The sequence below is a fragment of the Myroides guanonis genome (assembly GCF_900114085.1).
In the GTDB taxonomy this organism is placed as follows: domain Bacteria; phylum Bacteroidota; class Bacteroidia; order Flavobacteriales; family Flavobacteriaceae; genus Flavobacterium; species Flavobacterium guanonis.
The window spans coordinates 56,760-76,348 of the sequence record NZ_FORU01000009.1 but is presented as its reverse complement, the minus strand read 5'-3'; the positions used below and the strand labels follow the sequence as shown (position 1 = coordinate 76,348).

The following is a 19,589-nucleotide window of genomic DNA, read 5'->3' as shown; positions in this document are numbered from 1 at the left end:
AAACAAATCCAAAACAAAAAATAAAATCTACTCCTTGCCACACTAGCATTATGTTTATATTTGCTTTTATTTACCAAAAGCGTATGAACAAACAAAGAGAAATCATTGAGCAAGCTTGGGAAAACAGAAGTCTCCTCCAAGAAGCAACCACACAATCAGCAATTAGAGAAGTCATTGAAGCTATTGATTCAGGACACCTACGTGTTGCAGAACCTATTGAAACAGGTTGGCAAGTAAATGAATGGGTTAAAAAGGCGGTAGTTTTATATTTTCCAATTCAGAAAATGGAAACTTTAGAAGCAGGTATTTTTGAGTACCACGATAAAATGCCATTAAAGCGTGGATTTGCTGAAAAAGGTATTCGGGTGGTTCCTAATGCGGTTGCAAGACATGGTTCTTTTATCGCACCTGGTGTTATCTTAATGCCTTCTTATGTAAACATCGGTGCTTATGTGGATGAAGGAACAATGGTTGATACATGGGCTACGGTAGGTTCGTGTGCTCAAATTGGAAAACATGTCCATCTTTCAGGGGGTGTTGGAATTGGGGGGGTCTTAGAACCTCTACAAGCAGCTCCCGTTATCATTGAAGACCATGCATTTATTGGATCTCGTTGTATCGTAGTTGAAGGAGTTCATGTGGCTAGAGAAGCTGTTTTGGGAGCAAATGTTGTGTTAACTGCTTCTACAAAAATATTAGATGTAAGTGGAGATGAAGTTATAGAATACAAAGGTTATGTACCAGAGCGATCTGTAGTAATTCCAGGTTCTTATACAAAGTCCTTCCCTGCGGGAGATTTTCAAGTTCCTTGTGCATTAATAATCGGTAAGAGAAAAGCTTCTACTGATCTAAAAACATCTTTAAATGATGCTTTAAGAGAGCATCAAGTAGCTGTATAAAATTGTTATATGAGTAAAATTTCAGGGGTAATAATTGCCTTTAATGAAGAACAATATATTTCTAAGTGTTTAGAATCTCTTCAAGGAGTAGTTGATGAAATCGTTGTAATCGATTCTTTTTCAACCGATCAAACTGTGAAAATTTGTGAGAAATACGGAGCTCGTGTTATTCAAAGAGCTTTTATCGGTTTTACAGATCAAAAGAACTTTGCAAGTGAACAAGCTCAATTTGATTATGTTCTTTCTTTAGATGCAGATGAAGCTCTTTCCGACGAGTTAAGAGATTCTATATTAAAACTGAAACCTACTTTAAGTGCTGAAGGTTATTCTTTTAATATTCTAAATCACTATTGTGGACAGTGGATTCATCATTCTAATTGGTATCCTGGCACTAAAACAAGACTGTTTAATAAGAACAAAGCCTATTGGTATAGTCCTACAAATATTCATGAAACTATTAAGCTCACTAACCCTAGCAGCCTTGTTAAATTAAAGGGAGATTTACTACATTGGGCTTACGATAGCTATACAGAGCACCATAGAAAAAACGACACTTATACTACCCTAGCAGCAGTAAATTATGTCAAAAATAATGGAAAGGAAATTTCTATTTTTAAGGTCGTAATCAATCCTTTTTGGAAATTCTTTAAAAATTACTTTTTCAAAAAGGGGTTCCTAGATGGTTTTCAAGGTTTTGTAATCTGCTCTATGGCAGGTTATTCTACTTTTTTAAAGTATATTAAAATCATTGAACTACAGAAAAAAGAAGGAAATCAATGAAAATAGGTTTTGATGCAAAAAGGTTGTTTCACAACCAAACTGGCTTGGGAAACTACTCTAGGGATTTGGTTCGTATTTTAAAGGAATTTTACCCTCAAGATACTTATGTACTATTCAATCCAAAAAACAAGACAATTCCTTTCTTTTCAGACACCGAATTGTTTTCAACCGTGACTCCTAAAGGGTTATGGAAAAAACTACATCCTATTTGGAGAACCTATGGTATTGCGAAGGAAGACAGTCTTAAAGAATTGGATATTTATCACGGTCTTTCTGGTGAAATACCCACTAATCTACCTAAAAACATAAAAAAGGTCGTAAGTATTCACGACTTAATTTTTGAACGATATCCCGCTTTATACAGCAGTTGGGATAGACATATGCACAGAAAGAAATTTCAATATGCAGTAGACCATGCAGATATAGTAGTCGCTATCAGTCAACAAACTAAAAAAGACATTGCTCAATTTTTAAAGGTTCCTGAAAAAAATATTCGTGTAATTTATCAAGGATGTTCTAATGTTTTTAAACAGACCTTTAGCGATGATAGTCTATCCGCAACACAAACCAAATTTAATTTACCTAAAGAGTTCGTCTTAAACGTTGGAACTATAGAGGAACGCAAGAATGCTTTTAGCTTAGTAAAAGCTGTTAAAGATCTAGACACTACTTTGGTTTTAATTGGTAGAGAAACCGATTACTGTAAAGCAATACATACCTATATTGAAAAACACCATATACAAGCTAAAGTTGTTTTCTTAAAAAATGTAAGTCAATTGGAATTGGCTCATATATATACACTTGCTACTATTTTTGCATATCCATCTATATTTGAAGGCTTTGGCATTCCAATTATAGAAGCCATGTTTTGCAATACTCCAGTTATAACAACTAACTCTGGTGTTTTCCCTGAGGCAGGAGGTCCTAATAGTGTTTATGTTGATCCTTACAATATTTCTGAAATAGGTTTTCAAATAACTACATTGCTAAAAAATCCGACATTACGCAATGAAATTGCTGAAAAAGGTCGATTATATGTTGAGCAATTTCAAGATCATAGTATTGCTACTCAATGGCATAATTTATATAAAAATCTAATTTAAAATGAAAATCGCTTTTTTTAACTCTATTGCTACTTGGGGTGGTGGTGAAAAATGGCATTACGATGCTAGTGTTTCCTTTGCTAACGCAGGTCATGATGTTTACTTTTTTGGTGCTCCTCAAGGGATTATTGCTAATAAACTGAAAGATAATAAAGATGTGAAGTTCATTCCTGTTCAGTTATCTAACACTAGTTTCTTGAATCCCATAAAGCTTTTACAGTTAAAGGAAAACTTTAAAAGACTAAAATTAGATATATTGGTTATCAATCATCCGGGTGATTTAAAAATTGCAGCTCATGCCGCTCATTTAGCAAAAATTCCACATATTATATATCGAAGGGGTTCTGCAATTCCCATCAAAGATAGATTGCTTAATAGACATATATTTAAAAATTGGGTAACTGATATTTTAGCCAATTCTAAAGCTACTAAAAACACTATTACCGAACTCAATCCAGATTTATTCCCAATTGACAAAATAAAGGTTATCTACAATCCAATAGATATAACCGAGTTTTTAGAACGTCCTTATACCCCTGTTATTCCAAAATCTAATGATGTTTTAACAATAGGTAGCTTAGGGAGATTAGCTCCTCAAAAGAATCAGTTTTTCTTAATTGACTTATCAAAGAAATTAAAAGAACAACAAATACCTCACAAAATTTATATTGGAGGAATTGGATCTCTACAAGAGGAACTACTAGCCTATTCCAAAGAAAACAACACTGAAGATACCGTTGTTTTTCTAGGATTTTTAGACAATGTGAAAAACCTGCTCATGGAAATTGATGTATTCGTACTTCCTTCTCTCTGGGAGGGGTTTGGCTATGTGCTTGCTGAGGCTTCTCTTTGCAAAAAACCTATTATTGCTTTCAATAGTAGTAGTAATCCTGAGTTAGTCTTAGACAATGAAACAGGTTATTTAATTCCTGAGAATAACCTTGATGCCGCAGTAGACAAAATAAAAATATTGCAAGACCCAACATTGCGCTCAAAGCTAGGTGAACAGGGTTTTAACTATTGCAGTCAAACCTTTGACAAAAATAAAATATCAGAGGAACTACATAGATACTTTACTGGACTAGTATAAGTCAAACTACTTTTCCCACCCATATAGAGGAATAGTGAATTGAGCCCATAATGACTGAATAAAAAATAGCAATATTAAACTTAGCGTATTCTTTTCACTCACAAACAATTAACAATAAACTATATAATTACAAATAAAGTAAAACCATATCTAAAACAGTTTACCAAAACGCAATTTAAATTTAAAAAGAAATAGAGACTCCTCTCCTTTTACATCAATTCTATTCAATTCATAACGGTTCAAAGTAGGTATTGTGTTTATCTTGTTTCCAATTCTCAATGCAAACAATATCCCCTCTTCTTTCATTTGTTGGAAAAATGGGGTTTTAAGAGGTTCTTTTTTTGGAAAGCTTCCATAGGGGTAGGCTAAAACTGGAGAAACTTCTAATTTATTTTCCTTACAAAAAGCCTTGCATTTATCGAAATCTTCTGTTATTTCAGCACTAGTCATCTTAGCATAAGCTCTATGATAAAAAGAGTGATATCCCAACTCAATATTCTTACTTAAATCTTTTAGTTGCTCTACATTCATAATTGGTTCGGCACCTTTATTCCATTCATCGGTCTTCCCCACATAGGCAAAAGGAATAAAGAATGTAGCCTTGAGATTGTATTTCTCCAAAAGTGGTACAGCATATTCCAATTGATTTAATGTTACATCATCAAAGGTGATTATTACAGATTTTCCCGATCTATTTATTAACTCATTCCATTCTGAAAAGTGATATGTATTAAAGCCTTTAGTTACTAGGTATTGAAACTGCTTTTCTAGCTTTTCTGCCGAAATAGTTAATCCAATTGATTTTTCAGGGTTTGCTGTTACATTGTGATACATTAATATCGGTAGACGACTCATAACTAGTTTTTTTTATTTCTAAGTTGAAACACACACAAAAGTAATCACTTTTGATATACCATCAAAAACTCTTGAAAAAAGTGTAATCATTCCGTATTTATTTGACTATTTTTACCCAAAGTCTACTTTTATGAGCAACACTTTAGTACTTGGATTCTTATTGCTTTTCGCTATTTTAACACAGTCTTGTCGCAAAGATTTTGATTTTGAACCTAGTCAAGGTAATTTAGAGTTTTCTAAAGACACCGTTTATTTAGACACGGTTTTTACCAACATTGGAACTAGTACCTATACTCTTAAAGTTTACAACAGGTCAAACAACAACATACAAATCCCTAGTATTCGACTCGCAGAAGGAGAGGCATCAAACTATCGTTTATTGCTAGACGGTATGTCTGGTAAAGTTTTTCAAAATGTTGAGTTATTAGCAAAAGACAGTATGTTTGTTTTTATTGAAGCTACTATAGACTATGAAAAATACAAAAATCCAGATGCTTCTTTTCTCTATACAGACAAACTTATTTTTCAATCGCAAAACAAAACACAAAACATTGAAGTGGTTACTTTAGTAAGAGATGCTCATTTCTTATATCCCAAAAAAAATTCAGACGGAGTAATTGAAACACTTCCTATAGGAGATGAACAAATCAAAGGCTTTTATCTTTCAGAAAACGACCCAATTTTCGGAAACTCTTTACTTTGGAAAGCTGATAAACCTTATGTAGTTTATGGATATGCAGCAGTGCCACAAAATAAAGAATTATTAATTGAAGCTGGTTCTGAAGTTTATTTCCACAAAGACTCTGGTATCATAGTAGCTAAAGATGCTGAAATTAAAGCAATTGGAACTATAGAAAAACCAATCGTATTTCAAGGGAATCGACTTGAATATTCCTACAGGTATACACCGGGCCAATGGGGAACTATATGGTTAACCCCAGAAAGCAGTGGTGTTTTCAAAAACGTAACTATTCAAAACCCTACAATAGGGTTGTTTGTCAATAAAAATAAGGGTAATTTAGATCTTAACAACTTGCAAATCTACAATGCCTCACAATATGGAATCTTAGCTAGAACAGCTACTATTCAAGGAGATAATATAGTTATTGGAAGTGCTGGTTTAACATCCTTAGCCTGTACTTTAGGAGGTTCTTATAGATTTATACACAGTACTTTTGTAAACCTTTGGAATTCTCCAGGAACTACTTCCGTTTGGATAGATAACGGGGATGGAAAAGAAGAGTTTCGACTTCACGATGCGCTTTTTGCTAATTGCATTCTCTATAGCCAGTCTAGTGAAAGTTTAATCCTCTCTCCTGCAACTAAGGAGTTATCAGATTTCCCAGTATATTTTGACACAAATTTCATAAAGTTCTATGACGGAAACAATAAGTTATCAGGGCAATTTCCTTACATTTTTAATGACAATAATTCGTTCAAAAGCAATTACATACAACGCAGAAACAGCACTTTCAATCCAATATTCCTAAACCCTTCTAAAAATCAATTACAGTTAACTATCGAAACGATTGAGCTCTTAGGAGTTGCCAACCCTTTCTACACAAAGGAAACACCAATAGATATAACTGGAAAAACCCGATTAAACGAACCCGATTTAGGAGCTTACCAACATATTTTACAAGAGAAAGAATAATTTTTAAATTGTCTTTTTTTGCAGTACTTTTGCATCTTACAACAACTACTAAAAACAGATCGTAATGATTTACTTCTTTGAAAATCCTTCTAGCATTTTTTATGCAGTAGATTCCACTGATTCTTTGACCAACGAAGATATATCAAAGCTAAATTGGCTTTTTGGAAACGCTAAGCATTTAAACGTGTCCTCATTACAAGAGGCTTTTATTGGTCCTCGTGCAACGATGATTACACCTTGGAGTACCAATGCTGTTGAAATCACTCAAAACATGGGAATAGAAGGTATCTTGCGAATCGAAGAATTCATTAGATCAGAAGAGAATAGCAGTTTTGACCCAATGTTATCTCAGAAATTCACTACTTTAGATCAAACTATTTTCGACATCAACGCAAAACCACAACCTATTCTTGAAATAGAAGATATCACTGCTTACAATGAGAAAGAAGGTTTAGCACTAAATGCAGAAGAAATAGAATACCTTGAAAATCTGTCTACTAAATTAGGTAGAAAACTTACAGATTCAGAGGTTTTTGGTTTTTCTCAAGTAAATTCTGAACACTGTCGTCACAAAATATTCAATGGTACTTTTATCATTGATGGTGAAGAAAAACCAACTTCACTTTTCAAATTAATTAGAAAAACATCAGAAACAAATCCTAACGATATTGTTTCTGCATATAAAGATAATGTTGCCTTTGTTAAAGGTCCTCGTGTTACTCAGTTTGCTCCTAAATCAGCAGACAAACCAGATTTTTATCAAGAAACAGAATTTGATTCTGTAATTTCTTTAAAAGCTGAAACTCACAACTTCCCTACTACAGTTGAACCATTTAATGGTGCTGCAACTGGATCTGGAGGAGAAATTAGAGACCGTCTTGCTGGCGGACAAGGTTCTTTGCCTTTAGCAGGAACAGCTGTATACATGACTTCTTACTCTAGACTAGAAGAAAACCGTCCATGGGAAAACGCTATGGATGAACGCCAATGGCTATACCAAACACCAATTGATATCTTAATCAAAGCGTCTAATGGAGCTTCTGATTTTGGAAATAAATTTGGCCAACCGTTAATTACAGGTTCTATCTTAACTTTTGAGCACGAAGAAGATGCTCGTATGTTAGGTTTTGACAAAGTAATCATGCAAGCTGGTGGAATAGGTTATGGTAAATTAGACCAAGCGATCAAAAAAACACCTAAAGATGGTGATAAAGTTGTTATTTTAGGAGGTGAAAACTACCGTATTGGTATGGGAGGTGCTGCGGTATCTTCTGCAAATACTGGTGCTTTTGGTTCTGGTATTGAATTAAACGCTATACAACGTTCTAATCCAGAAATGCAAAAACGTGCTGCAAATGCTATTCGCGGTATGGTAGAAAGCGAAAATAACCCTATTGTTTCTATTCACGATCATGGTGCAGGTGGACATTTAAACTGTTTATCTGAACTAGTAGAAGAAACTGGAGGTTTGATTGACTTAGACAAACTTCCTATTGGAGACCCAACTCTTTCTGCTAAAGAAATAATCGGTAATGAATCTCAGGAACGTATGGGATTAGTGATTGCTCCAAGTGATATAGACACTCTTAAAAGAGTCGCTGATCGTGAGAGATCTCCTATGTATGAAGTTGGAGATGTAACTTCTAACAATCGTTTTACTTTCGAATCTAAAACCACTGGAGAAAAACCAATGGATTTTAATCTTGAAGATATGTTTGGTAGCTCTCCGAAAACAATTATGGAAGACAAAACAATTGTTCGTAATTACCAAGATTTAGAATACACTACAGCTAATGTTCCAACCTATCTAAATCAATTGCTACAATTAGAAGCAGTTGCTTGTAAAGACTGGTTAACAAATAAAGTAGACCGCTGTGTGAGCGGACGTGTTGCAAAACAACAATGCGCAGGTCCTTTACAGCTTCCATTGAACAACTTAGGAGCTATGGCTCTTGATTTCAAAGGAAAAGAAGGTATTGCAACTTCTATTGGTCACAACCCAATTGTTGCTTTAATTGACCCTGCAGCAGGAAGTAGAAATGCAATTGCTGAATCTCTTTCTAATATTGTATGGGCTCCTTTAAAAGACGGTCTAAAAAGCGTCTCACTATCCGCTAACTGGATGTGGGCATGTAACAACCCTGGAGAAGACGCTCGTTTATACCAAGCTGTTGAAGCTTGTTCTAACTTTGCTATAGAGTTAGGTATTAACATCCCTACTGGTAAGGACTCTTTGTCTATGAAACAAAAATACCCTAACCAAGATGTTATTGCTCCTGGAACAGTTATTATTTCAGCAGCAGGAAACTGTAATGACATTACAAAAATTGTAGAGCCAGTTTTAAGTAAAAACGCAGGTTCTATTTACTATATAAACCTCTCTAATGACACATTCAAATTAGGTGGTTCTTCTTTTGCACAAATTCTAAACAAAATTGGTAACGAAGCACCTACTATTAAAGATGGAGCATATTTCAAAAAAGCATTCAATACTGTTCAAGAGTTAATATCTTTAGGCCACATTGCTGCTGGACACGATATTGGTAGTGGTGGTTTAGTTACTACTTTACTAGAAATGTGCTTTGCAGATGTTGATTTAGCTGCTAACTATGATTTAAGTGGATTAAACGAAAAAGACACTGTCAAAGCTTTGTTTAATGAAAATATCGCATTAGTAATTCAAGCGAATGATGATAACGCATTTGAAACATTTGTTTCTAAGCAAGGTATTAAAGCTGTTAAAATTGGGCAGGTTATTACAGGAAATGAAGTTTCTATTACTAACAATCAAGACACATTTACATTCAATGTTTCTGAATTAAGAGATACTTGGTTTAAAACTTCTTACTTATTAGATCAAAAGCAGTCTAAAAACGGAATGGCGCAAGCTCGTTTTGAAAACTATAAAAACCTACCTCTTCAATTTACATTTCCTCAGCAATTCGATGGTAAAAAACCTCATTTAGACAATTCTAAGCCAAGACCTAAAGCTGCTATTATCCGTGAAAAGGGTAGTAACTCTGAACGTGAAATGGCCAATGCAATGTATTTAGCTGGTTTTGATGTTAAAGACGTTCACATGACAGATTTAATCTCAGGGAGAGAAACTCTAGAGGATATCCAATTTATCGGAGCTGTTGGTGGTTTCTCAAACTCAGACGTATTAGGTTCTGCAAAAGGATGGGCTGGAGCTTTCTTATACAATGAAAAAGCAAATACAGCCTTAAAAAACTTCTTCGGCAGAAAAGACACTTTATCTGTGGGTATTTGTAATGGTTGCCAACTGTTTATGGAACTTGAATTAATTCAACCTGAACATGAAGTACACGGTAAGATGCTTCACAATACTTCTGAAAAACATGAAAGTATTTTTACATCTGTAACGGTTCAAAACAATAATTCTGTTATGTTATCTACTCTATCGGGTAGCACTCTTGGAGTATGGGTTTCTCATGGTGAGGGTAAATTTCAATTACCTGAAGCAGAAGATAAATACCAAATTGTAGCAAAATATGCTTACGATAAATATCCTGCAAACCCTAATGGTTCTGACTATAACGCAGCAATGCTTACAGACAGTACTGGTAGACATTTAGTTATGATGCCACATATTGAAAGATCTATTTTCCAATGGCATTGGGCTAATTATCCAGAAAACAGAAATGACGAGGTTTCTCCTTGGATCGAAGCTTTTGTTAACGCAAGAGAATGGATTGAGAAAAACTCATAATCGATAAATTTCTATTCGAAATAAAAAAAGCAGTCCCCTTTATTGTGGACTGCTTTTTTATTATATAATAAACTCAATTGTAAATATTCATTTATAAACTTCTAGAAAACAAAAAAACCTGTATTTGATAATACAGGTTTTTTTTATCTATAAAGAGAATGGTTATGAATACATCTTCTCTCTTAATTCTTTTACTTTTGGATCATCTAAATAATCATCAAAAGTCATATAACGATCAATTACTCCTTTAGGTGTAATCTCAAATATTCTATTACCTACCGTTTGAGCAAATTCATGGTCATGAGTAGTAAACAATATAGTTCCTTTAAAATTCTTTAAAGAGTTATTAAATGCAGTAATAGATTCCAAGTCCAAGTGATTAGTAGGCTCATCTAACATTAAAACGTTAGCTCTTAACATCATCATTCTAGAAAGCATACAACGAACTTTTTCTCCTCCTGAAAGTACACGTCCTGTTTTCAAAGCTTCTTCTCCTGAGAAAATCATCTTTCCTAAGAAACCACGTACATACACTTCATCTCTTTCTTCTTCTGTTTTTGCCCATTGGCGCAACCAATCCACCAAAGTATCATCTGTATCGAAAAACTCATGGTTATCAGATGGCAAATAAGAATGTATTGTTGTAATTCCCCAATCAAACTTCCCTGTATCAGGTGTAAGTCTATCATTTAAAATCTCATAAAAAGCAGTAGTTGCTCTAGAATCTTTAGAAATAACAACAATTTTATCTCCTTTAGCCACATTCAAATCTACATCTTTGAATAGCACTTCACCATCTATAGAAGCTGAAAGTCCTTCAATATTTAAGATTTGGTCTCCTGCTTCTCTTTCTTGATCAAATATAATTGCTGGGTAACGTCTGCTTGAAGGCTTAATGTCATCTAGCTTTAACTTGTCAATCATTTTCTTACGAGAAGTAGCTTGTTTAGATTTAGCAACGTTGGCACTGAAACGACGTATAAATTCTTCTAATTCAGCTTTTTTCTCTTCTGCTTTCTTATTCTGTTGAGCACGCTGTCTCGCCGCTAACTGACTTGACTCATACCAGAAAGTATAGTTACCTGAATAATGGTTAATCTTTCCAAAGTCAATATCTGATATATGCGTACAAACCGAGTCTAAGAAGTGACGGTCATGTGATACAACTAATACTGTATTATCATAGTTTGCCAAGAAGTTCTCTAACCATCTAATGGTTTCAAAGTCCAAGTCATTGGTAGGCTCATCCATAATCAACACGTCTGGGTTTCCAAATAAAGCTTGTGCTAATAAAACACGAACTTTAAGCTTACCATCCATTTCTCCCATTAGGGTATAGTGATGTTCTGCTGCAATACCTAAGTTAGATAACAAAGTGGCTGCATCAGATTCTGCATTCCATCCGTTCATTTCCTCAAACATCACTTGAAGCTCTCCTATTCTATCTGCATTTTCATCTGTATAATCCAAATAAAGAGCATCCATCTCGGTCTTAACCTCATACAATGACTTATTCCCCATAACCACAGTTTCAAGAACTGTATGTTCATCAAACATATTGTGATTTTGGTTTAACACAGACATTCTTTTACCAGGCTCCAGAATAACTTGCCCGGCAGTAGGATCAAAATCGCCTGCTATAATTTTAAGGAAAGTTGATTTACCTGCTCCGTTTGCACCAATAATACCATAGCAATTGCCTTGTGTAAAGGTTGCATTTACTTCATCAAATAAAATTCGTTTTCCGAATTGTACTGACAGATTTGAAACTGTTAACATTTTATCTTGATTTTTATTCGTTTGCAAAATTAGTAAAAAAACATTGCAAAAGCTAGCTTCTTAATCAGACTGAGTTCTATTCGAAGATTTAACTCTCCATTAACTACAGCTAGGGTATCTTAATATTACTTTTGTACCTATACGAACTCTTGTGTCAATTCCTAAATTAAAAGAAACAATGTATTCTTTAAAAATAAATCACTTATTTTTAATACAATCCATTCTAGTACTTACAGTTCTCTCATCTTGTTCTAAAAAATTTGATGACGAAGACTACTCCGCTTATTTTAGAGGTGAGATTGTTAACCCTACTAGCAACTATGTTTTGTTTTGCAAAGATGAAATAGTGTTAGATACTTTATATCTCGACGAAAACAATCAATTCATAAAAAAATTCGATTCTTTAACTCCAGGAATGTACATATACAGACATAATCCAGAATATCAATATGTCTTTTTTGAAAAAAATGATAGTTTAAACTTACGATTAAACACAAGAGATTTTGACCACAGCATAATATATTCTGGTAGAGGTGAACAAAAAAACAACTTCCTGATGCAATTGAATACAAAAAATTTGGTCGACAGGAATAAACTCTATGAATATTATGATGCATCTGTTCCTGATTTCATCAGAAGAACCGATTCTGCACACGCAGCTCGAACTACATTTTACCTCAGAAACAAGGCAAGTATAAATTGGTCACCTGATTTCGATTTGTATGCCAAAACGATGTTAGACTTACACTTCTTTTCACAAAGAGAAATATACCCAGTTGCTCACTTGGTTAGAAATAACGAAGATATAAGAAAAGACCTACCTTTTGACTACTACGATTTCAGAAAAAGAATCAACTTCAACAATGAAAAATTAATTGATTTCTCTTCATTTACCAGATATCTTGGAGTTATGTTAAGCTCTGAAGTAGAACAAACTGAAATCGAATTCGATAGTGAGACAAGTTTTGATAAGAACATTGAAAAACTAAATATCATTGACACTCTTATTCAAAACGAAAAAGTTAAAAACACTATATTAGATAAAATTGCTTTTATATACTTGTTAGACGATCAAAACATAGTTAACAATGAATTATTTCTAAACAGATACTTCGAAATTTCTACAGATAAAAACCAGCATAATGAAATTTTAAAAATTAGAAATGCTATTCAAAATCTAAAGCTTGAAAAACGATTACCAGAAGCCCCCTTAGTAGACACTAACAATAAATATGTTTCTATTAATAATCTAATCAACAAACCAACTCTGATATTCTTTTGGACAAAGAATGCCATAGATCATTCTGATGCTTCTCACAGAAGAGCTCTTTTAATCGCACAACAAAATCCCAATTTACAAATCATTGCAATCAGTATAGACGCTGATCACATCGGTTGGGTTAATCATATAAATAATCACCGCCCTAATACTATTTTAGAACTTCGAACAACTAATTTTCAAACATTGAAAGACCTCTGGATTATTAATAAAATTCAACGCGCTATTAGTTTAAATAGTGATGGAACAATTCACAATCCGTTTGTAAACATATTCGACACTAATATTATAGAGAAGCTAAGTACAGCTAACTAACAATTTGTTTTATTAGGTTTTTTCGAAAACTACAACAATGTTTTACCTGTATACTCTTTGAAATACTCTATTTTATTCAAGAACATTTGAGCCATTTGATTAGCACGCCATTTAGCTTCTTCAACTTTAGGTCCATCAAATAATTCGTCTAAAGTATTTTTAAAAAGTTCTAACCAAGTATCAAAATGTTCTTGAGATATAGGCAAATGCGCATGAGGTGGAAAGGGTCTACCATTATAGGTGTGCTCTTCTAATAAAACTGTTTGCCAAAAATTATACATCTGCTGCAAATGCATTTCCCACCTATCTTGAATTTTAGCATTAAAAATCGGACCTATTAATTCGTTGATACGCACACGCTCATAAAACATATTAACTAATTGCTTTACATCTTCAAGGTTTTCGATATCTTTTTTCATAAATTTGTAGATACTATAATAAATTGAATTCATTGTATAAAAGTATTTTAGACCTATGACCACAATTACAGTACTAGGCTCTGGTAATGTTGCTCATCACCTTATCTTAAACATTTTAAAACATGATTCTCTTTCTTTGCAACAAATATACGCAAGAAACGAACATCATCTAACAGATCTCGTTTCCGAAGAACTAATAACCACTGATATTAAAAAACTAAGACCTAGTGATATTTTTATAATAGCAGTAAGTGATAATGCTATATCTGAAATCTCCAATGCTATAGACGTTCCAAATCAATTCGTGGTACACGTATCTGGAAACACCCCTATGGAGGCAATAAACCCAAAGCATAGATTAGGAGTACTTTATATGTTACAAACTTTTTCTAAAGATAAAGACGTTGATTTTTCCAAAATACCTTTCTGTCTTGAAGCTCGTGAAAAATCTGATTTAAAAATATTAGAAAATATTGCACTAAAATTTTCAGAACGAATCTATTTCATTGATTCTAATCAACGTCAAGCCATTCATCTTGCGGCTGTTTTTGTAAATAATTTTAGCAATCATATGTACACCTTAGGAGAAGAGGTGTGTAAAGAACACGCTGTTCCCTTTGAAATTCTAAGACCACTCATATTAGAAACCGCGCAAAAAATTGAATTCTTAAATCCTTCGAAAGCTCAAACAGGTCCTGCTATAAGAAGGGATTCTCAAACAATTTCCAGGCACTTAGAAATCCTAAAAGACACTAACAAAAAAGATATTTACACACTAATTACTAAATCAATTCAACGAAAATAATGTCAAAACACTTCAAGGAAATTATGAACGACATCACTACATTCATATTTGATGTAGATGGAGTATTAACGGATGGTACTATACATGTAGCTCAAAATGGCGAATTACTACGTGAAATGTATATACGTGATGGTTATGCATTAAAGGCAGCTGCAGAACAAGGATATAACATTTGTATCATTTCTGGCGGAAGTAATGATGGAGTGCGTATCCGTCTTGAAAATCTTGGCATAAAAGATGTTTTTTTAGGTGTTTCTAATAAAGTTACGGTTTTGGAAGACTATCTAAATAAGCACGTTATTAAAGCTGATCAGGTTCTTTATATGGGCGATGATATTCCAGACTATCACGTTATGCAATTGGTTGGTTTACCTACATGTCCACAAGATGCGGCTCCAGAAATTAAAAGGATATCTAAATACATTTCTCACATCAATGGAGGAAAGGGAGCTGTTCGAGATGTTATAGAACAAGTTATGAAAACACAACATAAATGGTTCGAGCATTTCGAAGCAAAATTTGATTAATTACTTTCATGCTACTACAAGATAAACTAAAGGACAGAAAATTAATTTTAGGTTCTAAATCACCTCGACGTCAAGCATATTTAAAAGAATTACATCTGGATTTTTCTATTCAATCACCAGATGTTGATGAAAGTTATCCTAGCGATTTTCAAGGTCATAACATTACAGATCATATTGCACTTCAAAAAGCAAATGCTATTACATTAAATGATAGTATATCCATTGCTATCACTAGTGATACTATAGTTTGGCATGAACAACGAGCTCTGGGAAAACCAAATGATTATGATGAGTCTTTTGCTATGCTTTCAAGCCTATCTGGAAAAACACATCAAGTAATAACCTCTGTATGCATAAAGTCTCTTGACAAACAGGTTCTTTTTCACGATATTACAGAAGTTACTTTTACAAACATTTCACCCGAAGATATAGATTTCTATATTGAAGAATATCAACCTTTTGATAAGGCTGGTAGTTACGGAATACAAGAGTGGATTGGTTTAATTGGCATAAGTTCTATCAATGGTTCTTATAGCAATGTAGTAGGCCTACCAACAGAAAAGCTGGTTTATGAACTTTCTAATTTTTAATTATGGAATTACAACAGTATTACCCACGTATAATTGCTTCGGCAATCTGTTTGATTGTATATCTTTTGACAAAGAATATCTTGTCGAAATTAATCAAAAAATTCTCAAAAAAAGCAGATATTAAAGGAAGTAGAACTTTAGTGATAATCAGACTTTTTAATATTCTACTTGGCTTTTTGTTAGTACTATCTTTATTTGCTATTTGGGGTGTTGATAAAGAGAATTTTTATATTACACTTACTTCAGTATTTGCTGTTATTGGAGTTGCTATGTTTGCTCAATGGTCATTATTAAGTAATGTTACCGCTGGTGTTTTATTATTTTTTACCTTTCCATTCAAAATTGGAGATTTTATAAGAATTCAAGATAAAGACTTTCCAATTGAAGCTCAAATACTTGACATAAAAGCATTTTACACACTTTTAATGACTAAAGAAGGAGAACACATTTCTTACCCAAATAACTTATTACTACAGAAAGGAATCGTAATTTTAAAAAACGAAGATAACGATTACAATTCCTCCTTATAATATGGCATAGCTATTGTGACATTCAGAACATCGATATAGGTTAATAATTCAATTTTGAGACTAATGGTAGAACAGTTGATTAATTTCTTCAAAAAAACAGAATGGAAACGTTCTTACAGTGTGATACTTTTGGTTAACATTTTGTATATACTATTCTTTTATTTTCTAATGGAATTATACAGTTAACTATGCAAAATTTAGATTGGATTATATTATCATGTACTCTCCTATTCATAGTTGTATATGGAACTATTAAAACAAGAAAGAATAGTAATTTTAACGAGTATGTCATAGCGAATAGACAGTCTCCTAGTTGGGCCGTCGCATTATCTGTAATGGCTACACAAGCAAGTGCAATAACTTTTTTATCACTACCTGGACAAGCATATCATGATGGAATGGGTTTTATTCAATTTTATTTTGGATTACCCTTAGCAATGATCTTTATATGTTTGTTTTTCATCCCTGCTTTTTACAAATACAACGTTTATACAGCCTATGAATTTTTAGAAAAGAAGTTTGATGTTAAAGTTAGAAGTTTGGCGACATTATTGTTCTTAACTCAACGAGGGTTAGTTATTGGTTTTACTATCTATGCCCCTTCAATTATACTTTCATCTCTATTAGGTTGGGACTTAAAACTTTTAATTATTAGTATTGGAATTTTAGTTCTTATATACACAGTAAGCGGTGGTTCAAAAGCTATAATTATCACTCAAAAACATCAAATGTTCTTAATTATGAGCGGAATGTTTTTAGTGTTTTTTATTCTATTAAATAGCTTCCCAGACAGCTTAAGTCTTTCAAATGCATTGGGAATTGCTGCCGCAAACAAAAAAATGGATCTATTGAATTTTTCTACTGATCCGAACGAGCGCTATACTATTTGGAATGGTTTAGCAGGTGGTTTTTTTCTAATGTTAGCGTATTTTGGAACAGATCAAACACAAGTAGGTCGATACCTTACCGGAAAATCTATTCAAGAAAGCAGAAAGGGTTTACTTATAAACGGTTTACTCAAAATACCTATGCAGTTTTTTATTCTATTAATAGGTGTTTTGGTGTTTATATTTTTTCAATTTCATAGCACTCCCCTGCACTTCAATCCAACAAATGTTAATCAAGTTACTTCGTCTTCTTTTGAACCTCAATATTCTAAAATTGAAGATGAATTTAAAGATGTATTAGTAGAAAAAAAAGAAATAAGTATGTTGTATACTGGTCAATTGTATCAAGACTACAACAATCCTATCCTTAAAGAAAAAATGGTTAGTCTCGCTAGTAAGGAAAGAGAATTAAGAGACGAGGCTAAACAGATCATTCTACAAGCAAATCCTCGTGCTGAAATTAACGATAAAGATTATGTGTTTTTATACTTTATCATCAATCATTTACCTACTGGTTTTATAGGTCTATTATTAGCAGTTATTTTTTCAGCGGCAATGAGTGCATCTGCTTCTGAGCTAAATGCCTTAGCTGCCACAACTGTAAATGATATTTATAAAAGAAATATTAGAAAAACACATTCAGAATCACACTATTTAAAAGCAACTAAAATATTTACTGTTATCTGGGGGCTTATTGCTATTGCTATTGGATGTGTTGTACCATTATTTGAAAACTTGATTCAAATGGTTAATATTGTTGGATCCGTTTTCTATGGTGTTTTGTTAGGAATTTTTATAGTTGCTTTATTTTTTAAAAGATTAAATTCTAATGCAGTCTTCTGGGGTGCCATTGTATCTCAAGTATCAGTAATTGCCATTTATATGGCTGAATTAGTGAGCTTTCTATGGTTAAACTTTATTGGAGTCCTTTTAGTAATACTTTTCTCATCATTACTTAATTTAAAAAGTAGCACTGCTAGATATTTAAAAAACTAAGCGTGGGAATAAGGTAATTTCCAAGCTCTTTTTACTGCTAAAATTCTAATTCCTATAATCACCAAAGAAGTTATTATATAAGTTAAATCTTTATCTACTTCCAAATAATACAATGCATAAAAAACTAATCCTCCAGCTATACAGGCCGTTGCATAAATCTCACGTTTTAAAATAATAGGTATCGTATTACTAAGTATATCTCGAATTACACCGCCAAAACAAGCCGTTATAGTTCCTAATGTAACACAGATAATAGGATGTAATCCAACACTCATCCCCTTTTCAATTCCAATTAATGTAAAAACGGCAAGTCCAATAGTGTCAAATAAAAACAGTGAAATTCTTAAATAATCCAGATATTTATAAAAGAGCAGAGCTCCCACTACACTGCCGAGAATAGTGTAAAAATAAACCAAGTCTGTCAACCAAGTTACAGGAGTAATTCCAATTATCACATCTCTCAGTGTACCTCCACCAATAGCCGTTACGAAAGCTAGTGTAAGTATACCAAACAAGTCTAGTCTCTTTTCCCTTCCTACCAAAGCACCTGATATAGCGAATGCCATAGTACCCAACAAGTCTAATACAAAAAATAATTCCATTTCTATTTTAAGCTTTTTGTTGACTTAAATAATTATAATCTTTTATCACTATATCAACAAACTGCAAATGTGAAGAGTTCTTACTTTTCACTCCTAGAGTTTTTTCAATTTTCGTAACCAAAGTACTCAGAAGTTTATGATTTCTTGATTTCTTAAAATCATTCATTACTTCCTTAATCAATCTTATGTCATTATCTGATAATTTCAATACCTGATGATAAGTTACGGAATAATTATCATCCAACTCTTGATATATTGTAGATTCTAAGTTTACATTGCTTTTCGTTGATATTACCGCTGTTCCAGCTACTAAATCTCCTAATCTTTGACCTTTATCACTAAAAATAACACTTAACAATCCTATTACCCCAGATCCAATCATAACATCGATGCTCCTAAAAATCCATCTCGTTAAATAATCAGCAAAAGTTGCATGATATCCATCAAGTTTAATAACTCTGAGCTTCATTATTTTTTTTCCTAAACTACTTCCATTAAACAGATTTTCTGTTAACAATGAATAAAAAACAGCTGGTAGTAAGAGAATTAAAATAATACTATAGATTGTCAAGTCATCAGAAAAATAACTAGATAAATCTAAACTATTCCAAAATATAAATACTCCAATACAGTAAATAATCAAACAACATAAATCAATTAAACTAGCAACTATTCTAGAAGATAGCGGTGCTTGGTTAAAATAAATTTTAACATTTTGAGTGGTATTGATTGTTAATTGCATCATATTT

17 protein-coding genes are annotated in these 19,589 nt (G+C 33.0%); 12 read left to right on the top strand and 5 right to left on the bottom strand.

Annotated features, from left to right (window positions below; genetic code table 11):
* The first annotated feature begins 83 nt into the window (after nucleotides 1–83).
* Genes BM024_RS08790 through BM024_RS08775 form a run of 4 tightly spaced genes read left to right on the top strand, consistent with a single transcriptional unit; the run spans nucleotide 84 to nucleotide 3,872 of the window.
* Nucleotides 84–899 (top strand): 2,3,4,5-tetrahydropyridine-2,6-dicarboxylate N-succinyltransferase, encoded by an 816-nt coding sequence (locus BM024_RS08790; RefSeq protein ID WP_090679361.1) that lies wholly within the window; start codon nucleotides 84–86, stop codon nucleotides 897–899.
* 9 nt (nucleotides 900–908) lie between these two features.
* Nucleotides 909–1,679: a glycosyltransferase family 2 protein gene (locus BM024_RS08785; protein ID WP_090679359.1), complete on the top strand. Its 771-nt coding sequence runs from the start codon at nucleotides 909–911 to the stop codon at nucleotides 1,677–1,679.
* Nucleotides 1,676–2,782 carry a glycosyltransferase family 4 protein gene (locus tag BM024_RS08780; protein WP_090679357.1) on the top strand — a complete coding sequence of 369 codons (1,107 nt, stop codon included), beginning with the start codon at nucleotides 1,676–1,678 and terminating at the stop codon, nucleotides 2,780–2,782. Before BM024_RS08785 ends, BM024_RS08780 begins: the two co-directional genes overlap by 4 nt.
* 1 nt (nucleotide 2,783) lies before the next feature.
* Nucleotides 2,784–3,872 carry a glycosyltransferase gene (locus BM024_RS08775; protein WP_090679355.1) on the top strand — a complete coding sequence of 363 codons (1,089 nt, stop codon included), beginning with the start codon at nucleotides 2,784–2,786 and terminating at the stop codon, nucleotides 3,870–3,872.
* 150 nt (nucleotides 3,873–4,022) lie between these two features.
* Here the strand turns inward: BM024_RS08775 and BM024_RS08770 are convergent, their stop codons facing one another.
* Nucleotides 4,023–4,727, bottom strand: coding sequence for a polysaccharide deacetylase family protein (locus BM024_RS08770; protein WP_090679353.1), 705 nt, complete (start codon nucleotides 4,725–4,727; stop codon nucleotides 4,023–4,025).
* Nucleotides 4,728–4,857: 130 nt separating this feature from the next.
* On the opposite strand from BM024_RS08770, the gene BM024_RS08765 reads away from it, so the two are divergent.
* Together BM024_RS08765 and purL are read left to right on the top strand one after the other, a co-directional pair.
* Nucleotides 4,858–6,381 (top strand): hypothetical protein, encoded by a 1,524-nt coding sequence (locus BM024_RS08765; RefSeq protein ID WP_090679351.1) that lies wholly within the window; start codon nucleotides 4,858–4,860, stop codon nucleotides 6,379–6,381.
* 64 nt (nucleotides 6,382–6,445) lie between these two features.
* Nucleotides 6,446–10,111, top strand: a complete 3,666-nt coding sequence (gene purL, locus BM024_RS08760) for a phosphoribosylformylglycinamidine synthase (RefSeq protein WP_090679349.1) — start codon at nucleotides 6,446–6,448, stop codon at nucleotides 10,109–10,111.
* A gap of 162 nt (nucleotides 10,112–10,273) precedes the next feature.
* Here the strand turns inward: purL and BM024_RS08755 are convergent, their stop codons facing one another.
* Complete coding sequence (locus tag BM024_RS08755; RefSeq protein ID WP_090679346.1) at nucleotides 10,274–11,890, bottom strand: ABC-F family ATP-binding cassette domain-containing protein; 1,617 nt, start codon at nucleotides 11,888–11,890, stop codon at nucleotides 10,274–10,276.
* Nucleotides 11,891–12,068: 178 nt separating this feature from the next.
* On the opposite strand from BM024_RS08755, the gene BM024_RS08750 reads away from it, so the two are divergent.
* A complete protein-coding gene (locus BM024_RS08750) occupies nucleotides 12,069–13,484 on the top strand; it encodes a thioredoxin-like domain-containing protein (protein ID WP_090679450.1) in 1,416 nt (471 codons plus the stop codon).
* A 29-nt stretch (nucleotides 13,485–13,513) separates the two neighbouring features.
* On the opposite strand, the gene BM024_RS08745 is transcribed toward BM024_RS08750, so the two are convergent.
* On the bottom strand, nucleotides 13,514–13,903 hold the full coding sequence (locus tag BM024_RS08745; RefSeq protein ID WP_090679343.1) for a group III truncated hemoglobin: 390 nt from the start codon (nucleotides 13,901–13,903) through the stop codon (nucleotides 13,514–13,516).
* A 55-nt stretch (nucleotides 13,904–13,958) separates the two neighbouring features.
* On the opposite strand from BM024_RS08745, the gene BM024_RS08740 reads away from it, so the two are divergent.
* From BM024_RS08740 to BM024_RS08720, 5 genes are all read left to right on the top strand, one after another.
* On the top strand, nucleotides 13,959–14,708 hold the full coding sequence (locus BM024_RS08740; RefSeq protein WP_090679341.1) for a Rossmann-like and DUF2520 domain-containing protein: 750 nt from the start codon (nucleotides 13,959–13,961) through the stop codon (nucleotides 14,706–14,708).
* Nucleotides 14,708–15,235, top strand: a complete 528-nt coding sequence (locus tag BM024_RS08735; protein ID WP_090679339.1) for a KdsC family phosphatase — start codon at nucleotides 14,708–14,710, stop codon at nucleotides 15,233–15,235. The genes BM024_RS08740 and BM024_RS08735 overlap by 1 nt, the downstream gene beginning before the upstream one ends.
* A gap of 8 nt (nucleotides 15,236–15,243) precedes the next feature.
* Nucleotides 15,244–15,825, top strand: a complete 582-nt coding sequence (locus BM024_RS08730) for a Maf family nucleotide pyrophosphatase (RefSeq protein WP_090679338.1) — start codon at nucleotides 15,244–15,246, stop codon at nucleotides 15,823–15,825.
* Nucleotides 15,826–15,827: 2 nt separating this feature from the next.
* A complete protein-coding gene (locus BM024_RS08725; RefSeq protein WP_090679336.1) occupies nucleotides 15,828–16,355 on the top strand; it encodes a mechanosensitive ion channel domain-containing protein in 528 nt (175 codons plus the stop codon).
* 188 nt (nucleotides 16,356–16,543) lie between these two features.
* On the top strand, nucleotides 16,544–18,238 hold the full coding sequence (locus tag BM024_RS08720) for a sodium:solute symporter family protein (RefSeq protein WP_090679334.1): 1,695 nt from the start codon (nucleotides 16,544–16,546) through the stop codon (nucleotides 18,236–18,238).
* Here the strand turns inward: BM024_RS08720 and BM024_RS08715 are convergent.
* The gene (locus BM024_RS08715) at nucleotides 18,235–18,840 is read right to left on the bottom strand and encodes a trimeric intracellular cation channel family protein (RefSeq protein ID WP_090679332.1); all 606 of its coding nucleotides are present in this window, start codon (nucleotides 18,838–18,840) and stop codon (nucleotides 18,235–18,237) included. The two genes, BM024_RS08720 and BM024_RS08715, sit on opposite strands and share 4 nt — an antisense overlap.
* A 7-nt stretch (nucleotides 18,841–18,847) precedes the next feature.
* Nucleotides 18,848–19,585 carry an RDD family protein gene (locus BM024_RS08710; protein WP_090679330.1) on the bottom strand — a complete coding sequence of 246 codons (738 nt, stop codon included), beginning with the start codon at nucleotides 19,583–19,585 and terminating at the stop codon, nucleotides 18,848–18,850.
* Nucleotides 19,586–19,589: the final 4 nt, after the last annotated feature.

Bases quoted from the DNA above. Each gene is read 5' to 3' on its own strand.
- BM024_RS08790 (WP_090679361.1), top strand. From the start codon at position 84: ATGAACAAACAAAGAGAAATCATTGAGCAAGCTTGGGAAAACAGAAGT.
- BM024_RS08785 (WP_090679359.1), top strand. From the start codon at position 909: ATGAGTAAAATTTCAGGGGTAATAATTGCCTTTAATGAAGAACAATAT.
- BM024_RS08780 (WP_090679357.1), top strand. From the start codon at position 1,676: ATGAAAATAGGTTTTGATGCAAAAAGGTTGTTTCACAACCAAACTGGC.
- BM024_RS08775 (WP_090679355.1), top strand. From the start codon at position 2,784: ATGAAAATCGCTTTTTTTAACTCTATTGCTACTTGGGGTGGTGGTGAA.
- BM024_RS08770 (WP_090679353.1), bottom strand. From the start codon at position 4,727: ATGAGTCGTCTACCGATATTAATGTATCACAATGTAACAGCAAACCCT.
- BM024_RS08765 (WP_090679351.1), top strand. From the start codon at position 4,858: ATGAGCAACACTTTAGTACTTGGATTCTTATTGCTTTTCGCTATTTTA.
- purL (WP_090679349.1), top strand. From the start codon at position 6,446: ATGATTTACTTCTTTGAAAATCCTTCTAGCATTTTTTATGCAGTAGAT.
- BM024_RS08755 (WP_090679346.1), bottom strand. From the start codon at position 11,890: ATGTTAACAGTTTCAAATCTGTCAGTACAATTCGGAAAACGAATTTTA.
- BM024_RS08750 (WP_090679450.1), top strand. From the start codon at position 12,069: ATGTATTCTTTAAAAATAAATCACTTATTTTTAATACAATCCATTCTA.
- BM024_RS08745 (WP_090679343.1), bottom strand. From the start codon at position 13,903: ATGAAAAAAGATATCGAAAACCTTGAAGATGTAAAGCAATTAGTTAAT.
- BM024_RS08740 (WP_090679341.1), top strand. From the start codon at position 13,959: ATGACCACAATTACAGTACTAGGCTCTGGTAATGTTGCTCATCACCTT.
- BM024_RS08735 (WP_090679339.1), top strand. From the start codon at position 14,708: ATGTCAAAACACTTCAAGGAAATTATGAACGACATCACTACATTCATA.
- BM024_RS08730 (WP_090679338.1), top strand. From the start codon at position 15,244: ATGCTACTACAAGATAAACTAAAGGACAGAAAATTAATTTTAGGTTCT.
- BM024_RS08725 (WP_090679336.1), top strand. From the start codon at position 15,828: ATGGAATTACAACAGTATTACCCACGTATAATTGCTTCGGCAATCTGT.
- BM024_RS08720 (WP_090679334.1), top strand. From the start codon at position 16,544: ATGCAAAATTTAGATTGGATTATATTATCATGTACTCTCCTATTCATA.
- BM024_RS08715 (WP_090679332.1), bottom strand. From the start codon at position 18,840: ATGGAATTATTTTTTGTATTAGACTTGTTGGGTACTATGGCATTCGCT.
- BM024_RS08710 (WP_090679330.1), bottom strand. From the start codon at position 19,585: ATGATGCAATTAACAATCAATACCACTCAAAATGTTAAAATTTATTTT.